The sequence below is a fragment of the Streptomyces sp. NPDC033229 genome (assembly GCF_055576875.1).
Genome location: NZ_JBVIQR010000123.1, coordinates 1 through 5,488, shown reverse-complemented (window position 1 = coordinate 5,488; position 5,488 = coordinate 1). Strand labels below are relative to the sequence as shown.

Annotated in this window: 6 protein-coding genes and 4 pseudogenes; 6 read left to right on the top strand and 4 right to left on the bottom strand. The window is 59.3% G+C overall.

The features are described 5' to 3' along the window. Positions 1 to 304: 304 nt before the first annotated feature. The 5 genes and pseudogenes from ACZ53N_RS36200 to ACZ53N_RS36180 all read left to right on the top strand — a co-directional run. Positions 305 to 565: pseudogene (locus tag ACZ53N_RS36200) on the top strand (IS630 family transposase); the annotation flags it as partial. Between the two features lie 714 nt (positions 566 to 1,279). Continuing rightward, on the top strand, positions 1,280 to 1,783 hold the full coding sequence (locus ACZ53N_RS36195; protein WP_469144973.1) for a helix-turn-helix domain-containing protein: 504 nt from the start codon (positions 1,280 to 1,282) through the stop codon (positions 1,781 to 1,783). Between the two features lie 122 nt (positions 1,784 to 1,905). Further along, a complete protein-coding gene (locus ACZ53N_RS36190; protein WP_469144972.1) occupies positions 1,906 to 2,703 on the top strand; it encodes an RNA polymerase sigma factor in 798 nt (265 codons plus the stop codon). A 100-nt stretch (positions 2,704 to 2,803) separates the two neighbouring features. Then, complete coding sequence (locus tag ACZ53N_RS36185; RefSeq protein WP_469144971.1) at positions 2,804 to 3,172, top strand: cytidine/deoxycytidylate deaminase family protein; 369 nt, start codon at positions 2,804 to 2,806, stop codon at positions 3,170 to 3,172. 339 nt (positions 3,173 to 3,511) lie between these two features. Next, positions 3,512 to 3,631: pseudogene (locus ACZ53N_RS36180) on the top strand (DDE-type integrase/transposase/recombinase); the annotation flags it as partial. A gap of 55 nt (positions 3,632 to 3,686) precedes the next feature. On the opposite strand, the gene ACZ53N_RS36175 reads toward ACZ53N_RS36180, so the two are convergent. Further along, positions 3,687 to 3,929, bottom strand: a complete 243-nt coding sequence (locus tag ACZ53N_RS36175) for an integrase core domain-containing protein (protein ID WP_469144970.1) — start codon at positions 3,927 to 3,929, stop codon at positions 3,687 to 3,689. Continuing rightward, a complete protein-coding gene (locus ACZ53N_RS36170; protein ID WP_469144969.1) occupies positions 3,904 to 4,203 on the bottom strand; it encodes a DDE-type integrase/transposase/recombinase in 300 nt (99 codons plus the stop codon). The genes ACZ53N_RS36175 and ACZ53N_RS36170 overlap by 26 nt, the downstream gene beginning before the upstream one ends. A 52-nt stretch (positions 4,204 to 4,255) precedes the next feature. Between ACZ53N_RS36170 and ACZ53N_RS36165 the strand changes: the two are divergent. After that, positions 4,256 to 4,396: pseudogene (locus tag ACZ53N_RS36165) on the top strand (IS3 family transposase); the annotation flags it as partial. 134 nt (positions 4,397 to 4,530) lie between these two features. On the opposite strand, the gene ACZ53N_RS36160 reads toward ACZ53N_RS36165, so the two are convergent. Beyond that, a complete protein-coding gene (locus tag ACZ53N_RS36160; RefSeq protein WP_469144974.1) occupies positions 4,531 to 4,830 on the bottom strand; it encodes a transposase in 300 nt (99 codons plus the stop codon). Positions 4,831 to 5,178: 348 nt separating this feature from the next. After that, positions 5,179 to 5,399 (bottom strand): annotated as a pseudogene (locus tag ACZ53N_RS36155) (transposase); the annotation flags it as partial. Between the last annotated feature and the right edge of the window lie 89 nt (positions 5,400 to 5,488).

The following is a 5,488-nucleotide window of genomic DNA, read 5'->3' as shown; positions in this document are numbered from 1 at the left end:
CGCCCGAATCAAAACCTGGCGGGTCCTCCGCAAAGCCCGGACCAGCCCCAACCGGCTCACGTCCATCATCACAAAGCCAAAGCCATCCTCACCCTTGAGAGGCAAAGCTGAAAAGGCTCACGCACGCCAACCAACCCATGCACGCCCACGACCTCGCCGACCACATGGGACTCACGGCACCCCAATCCCGCAGGAACCTCGCTTCTCAACTCTGCCTCTGGACCCGCAACAGCCTGCTACTGAGATTGTCCTCGTGGTGTCGTAGGGGCTGACGGCTGGTCGGCCGCTGGGGTATCGCGGTGGGATGCGGTATCCACAAGGGGGCGGGCTGACAGCCGAACGGCAGTATTTCCGTGAGGAGTTACGCCTCATGGCGGCCGAGAGGTCCGCTCTGGGCGAGTCGAGTTCGGTGATGGCCAAGGACCTGAGGGTGAGGGTCCGTTCGGTGCAGCGGTGGCGGTGGACGTGGGATGAGGGTGGTCCGTGGGCTCTGAGGTCGCAGGGGCCGGCGTCGCTTGCGAGGCTGAGCCAGGAGCGGTTCGTCCAGTTGGAGGCGGAGCTGGCCATCTGACACTGCCTGAACACCTCGAGGAATCTGTAAGTAGCTGGAAAGAACACCGATGAAGCTATGTCGTCCAAGGGCATCCAAGGCTGAAGGAATCAACAGTAACGTTTTCGAGAAATATTCGTAGCCTCGACACGTCACCACGACTAATCACACCTGACCGCCTGATCGCCAGAGTCACCAGTAAATCCTGCGATGGCGCGGCAAACATCACCCATTCGCACGCCATCCAGTATGGCCGCCACCTGACTTTCCCAGAGCGCATGGCTATCATCAGTGATCTATTGCTCCACAGAAACTTTACCTTCCCCAAGCCGCTACTTGCCCACTCGTTACATGTCCCTGGCCTCTGGATGGGGCGCCGAGAGGTAGGAAGTAATGTATGAGTGGGCCGCCGCCTTTCGGCGTATACGGGAACACGGGCTGGCTTGCACGATAGGGGCGGCAGGGGTTGTAAGCTGCCGCATCAATCTTCGCCGGTATGTAAATTCCATCTCCGCGAGCCGACAAGTCGGTCCGGTCTATACTTCACGGTACAATCCCACAGGGAGCGTTTGAAAGGTCGCAGCGCTCCGAGTGGGACATGGTGTGGGCAGCACGGCGAAATACCTGTAACGTAATTCGTTTTTTCTCATATGCAAGTTCCATTTCTCCAGCTAAGATTTCCCGACCCCCTCACTATTACTACCGTGCGACTTCAGGAGGAAGTAAAGCATGTTACAGAAGTCTACAGCCATGCATTTTTCTTGCGTAGCCGAGGCGTTGAGAGTTCACCCGGAATGGATTCAGGACTTCACAGGACTGAAGCCCGACGACTTTGATCGGTTGGTGCGTAGCGTACAGAAGAAGGTAATAAGCAGTCCTCGGGTCGTAGGGCGGCCATGGTGCCTGCCGTTACGCGAACGGTTGGTGCTCGTGTCTATGTATTACCGGACAAACCTTGCAATGCGGCAGATCTCGACCTTATTTGGAATTTCGCCAGCGACAGTATGCCGAATTGTGCAGCAATTGGAGCCGATCCTTGCACTGGAGTCGGTCACGTCCCCAGACGGGGGAACGAGAGCCTCTTTGGCTCCAGAGGGAATACTGACCCGCAGTAGGGCGACTACGAAGGGTGATTATCGATGCCCAGCTAGCACCCAAGTCGTAATTGCCCAAACCCGACTTGCCGTGGCAGCGCAAGCGTCTAAAAATCATCAGCCCACCATCGCGGCTTGACCACTTCACCACTCGGTATTCCTCAACGACTACAGCTAGCCGATGATGAGTGTATTGAAGCAGGGCACATTCCGCTGTATTTTAATTTCCAGCACTAGGTTGCCTTTGACGCGATAGGAGAGGTGGTCTATTTGAGATCGGTTGACGTTTATAAGCCCGGGGAATATTCACGGGTACCGGATCACGATGCCGGGCTCCTGAGTAGCGACCAGGAACTAGTAGATTCCGCGAGAGGTGGTGACTCTCAGGCGTTTGCTGAACTTTTCGTTAGGTACCGGCGGCCTGCCTTCGGCCTCGCCGCCACTTGCACAACTGACCCGCACCTTGCAGAGGATTTAGTTTCCGAGGCATTTGCTCGGGTGTTTCAGTCAATAAGGGCAGGCAAGGGCCCTAGCTCGTCATTTAAATCCTATCTTCTTACCGTGTTAAAACGCGTCTCATGGGAATGGGCTAGGAGTACACGCCGATATATTCCGATGCCGGATGTCGGGATGCATGAACGTGAGACCGTGGAATGCGTTAGCAGTGAATTTATGAAATCTATTGAACGCTCAATGGCGCATACCGCGCTTGATTCATTACCGAGTCGATGGCGAGAAGTATTGAAATGCACGATTATTCAAGGCTTAGATCCTGCAGCCTTATCTTCTAAATTTGGAATTTCCCCAAACAGTGTGTCGGCTCTTGCGTATCGCGCTAGGGAAGGTCTCCGACAGGCTTACCTAACCGCCCATGCTGGCGGACACGGAGAGGAATGCAAAGATCTGATTCCGAAATTTGCCGCCCTCTTGCGAGGATGTTTGAATAATGAGGTCGAACGGGAACTGGAGAATCATATTCATATTTGTTCAGAATGTGGCCGACAGTACAAGGAAATGGAACTTCTTAACAAGCTGATCCGCGCGCGGCGGATGAGTTGAGAGAGCCTAATTTCCATCTCGGGGTGAGATTACGGTTGGCAATGCTGCGTTACTTCTTGAGCTCTGACGCGGTGGCGGGTTCGATTCCCTCCTCTCCCACGTGGGATTCATTGATCTGGCAGTTCGGCAGGCGCTGCAGTCGCAGTGTAGGCATCGAGTGGGAGCGGTCCTGGTGGCGGGAAGGCGTGTCATGGCAGCCGCACCAAATCGGTTCCGAAATTCACCGTCGATTGATTTCGAAAATAGCACATTTCACGCAGAGGAGGCTGCGCTGCGTCGGAGACGGGTTTCCGTTGGCGCGGCTATCTACGTTGCCCGCGTAAGCACCTCTGGTGCGCCTATGCTTGCTCGCCCTTGTGATAAGTGCGTAAAGAAGCTGTCGCTTGCCGGTGTAAGCCGCGCCTACTATACATCAGGACTCAAAAACATTGAGTGTATGTATATTCCTATTATGAACGGCAGGTATTGAGGCGGAAATGTTGGGTTGCCTATTGGAGAGTCTGGCCGGTGTAGAAGTTGCCGTGGGTGATGTGGGGTAGGTTGGCGCTGGCGTCGGTGGAGCAAGCGGCGGGTGTCGTGGGCGAGGCTGTCGGCTGAGCGGGCCCATGCGGCATCTGCGTGACGTTTCCTGTCGGCGATGAGGAGTTCGTCGGGCTATCGCAGCTGGGTTCCGCTTCTCTTATGAGCCCTTCACCCGCCCCCTCGACCTCGTGGACGTGCCCTGACCTGCGCCGTCACTCAACCACCGGGACTATGAATCAGCTCTGACCACGTGCTGCGGCGACATCACTTGCAAAGCTGTCGGCACCTGTATCTCGCCACGGTGACCGACATCTACTCGCGGCGGGTAGTGGGCTGGTCGACCGCGGACCACATGCGCACCTCGCTGGTCACCGACGCGATCGAGATGGCCGTGCCCGCCCGCGGCGGCCAGCGGCGTGAGTGAAGGAGGCCGGGCCTTGACCCCGAATCCTGGATACGGGTTATGCGGCTTCGGCCAGCGTGGTTGATGTTGTTGTGGTGGCGGTTTCGTAGGCGATGGGGCTGCGTTGTCCGAGGCGGGGGTGCCGGCGGCGGGTGTTGTACCGGTTGAGCCATCGAAGAGCGTCGAGGCGGGCCTCGCGCTCGCTGGGCCGGCTCTTGTGGCCTTGGAGCGTCTCTCGTTCGAAGGTCGCGTTGAAGGACTCCGCGAGCGCATTGTCAGCGCTGGACCCGATCGCGCCCATGCTCTGCCTCACCCCTTGCTGACCTGCAGACTTCAGCAAAGGACATGCTCGTGTACTGGGCGCCGTGGTCGGTGTGCATGATCGCTCCGGCGAGGCTGCCGCGGGTCCGCCAGGCGGCGGCGAGGGCGTCGGTGACGAGTTCGGCTCTCATGTGGTCGGCGATCGCCCGGCCGGCCAGGCGGCGTGAGGCGAGGTCGATCACGGTCGCGAGGTAGCAGAACTTCCCGCCGTCGATGGGCAGGTAGGTGATGTCGCCGACGTACTTCGTGTTCACTTCGGCAGCGGTGAAGTCACGCCCGAGCAGGTCGGGAGCCTTCGCCGCGGCAGGGACCTACGGGGTTCCCAGGATCACCGCTGAACTCCGTGACCAGGGCGAACGCGTCAATCACAAGCAGGTCGCCCGCGTCATGCGGAGCATCGGTCCAGCCGGAGTGCGGCTTCGCCGCAGGCACCGCACCACCACACCGGGCCGCCTGCCGGGCGGCCCGGTCACCGGCTGCCGAACGCCAGTAGTAGAAGCTGGAACGAGAGATCCCCGGGATATGACACAGCCGCTTCACGCCGTGGCGGCGCTGGTGGTCGGCGACGAACTGGAAGCGGTTCACCAGCGCGTCTCCCCGGCGAAATACTTCGCCGCCTTCCGCAGGATCTCCCGTTCCTCCTCGAGCTCGCGGATCTTTTGACGAAGAGCGGCGTTCTCTGCCTCGAACGGCGTCTGTGTCTCCTCGGGGGCTTGGGAACGGTGCCCCCGCGGCCGGCTCGCGCCGGCCGCCCGCACCCAGTTGCGCAGGGTCTCGGGATTGATCCCCAGATCGGCGGCGATCTGCCGGATCGTCGCCCCTGGCCGCGACTCGTACAGTGCGACCGCGTCCGCCTTGAACTGCGGCGGATAGTTCTTCATGACCACGAGATGTCCGTCCTCAGATCCACAGGATCCAGTGTCTCGTGTGTCCAGGATCAAGGGTCAGGGCCCTCCCACCCGCAGCGGCACCTCCTCCAGCTCCGAAGCCCACACATCAGGCCGCACATCATCCTGCACGATCAGCACAACAGCGATCACGTGCCGCCGGTCACGAACTTCGACAACATGACGACACATCAGATGAGTATGCTCAGAAACCAACCGCTGACCAGCAGGAATAGCGAACTACAACTGGAGTACTACAGGTTGTCCCGTAAGGGGTTGTTGGGTCAGGCTGAAGCACCCGGGTCTGTAAAGTTTTTGGTGTGACTGGGTTGGTTTGTAGGCTCAGATGCGGTTGTTGGTGAGGTGTCCGTCGAAGGCGATGTCGAATGCCTGGAGGGCTCGCTTCCAGCGGGTGGTCCGGCGTTTCCGGCCGGTGCCGGTCGGGTCGAGGGACATCACTGCGAGGTAGACGCACTTCAGGGCAGCGTTCTCCGAGGGGAAGTGGTCGCGGGCGCGAACGGTCCGGCGGATGCGGGCGCGTTCACGGACTCGATGGCGCCGTCATCCCGGACAAGGACATGGGGATAGGACCCGATAGGCTGCTTCACCTGGAAAGTGCCTCCGACAGGGGCGGGAACAAGGACCTCAGCAA

Coding starts and splice junctions, on each gene's coding strand:
- ACZ53N_RS36160 (WP_469144974.1), bottom strand. CDS start 4,830: ATGAAGAACTATCCGCCGCAGTTCAAGGCGGACGCGGTCGCACTGTAC.
- ACZ53N_RS36175 (WP_469144970.1), bottom strand. CDS start 3,929: ATGGGCGCGATCGGGTCCAGCGCTGACAATGCGCTCGCGGAGTCCTTC.
- ACZ53N_RS36195 (WP_469144973.1), top strand. CDS start 1,280: ATGTTACAGAAGTCTACAGCCATGCATTTTTCTTGCGTAGCCGAGGCG.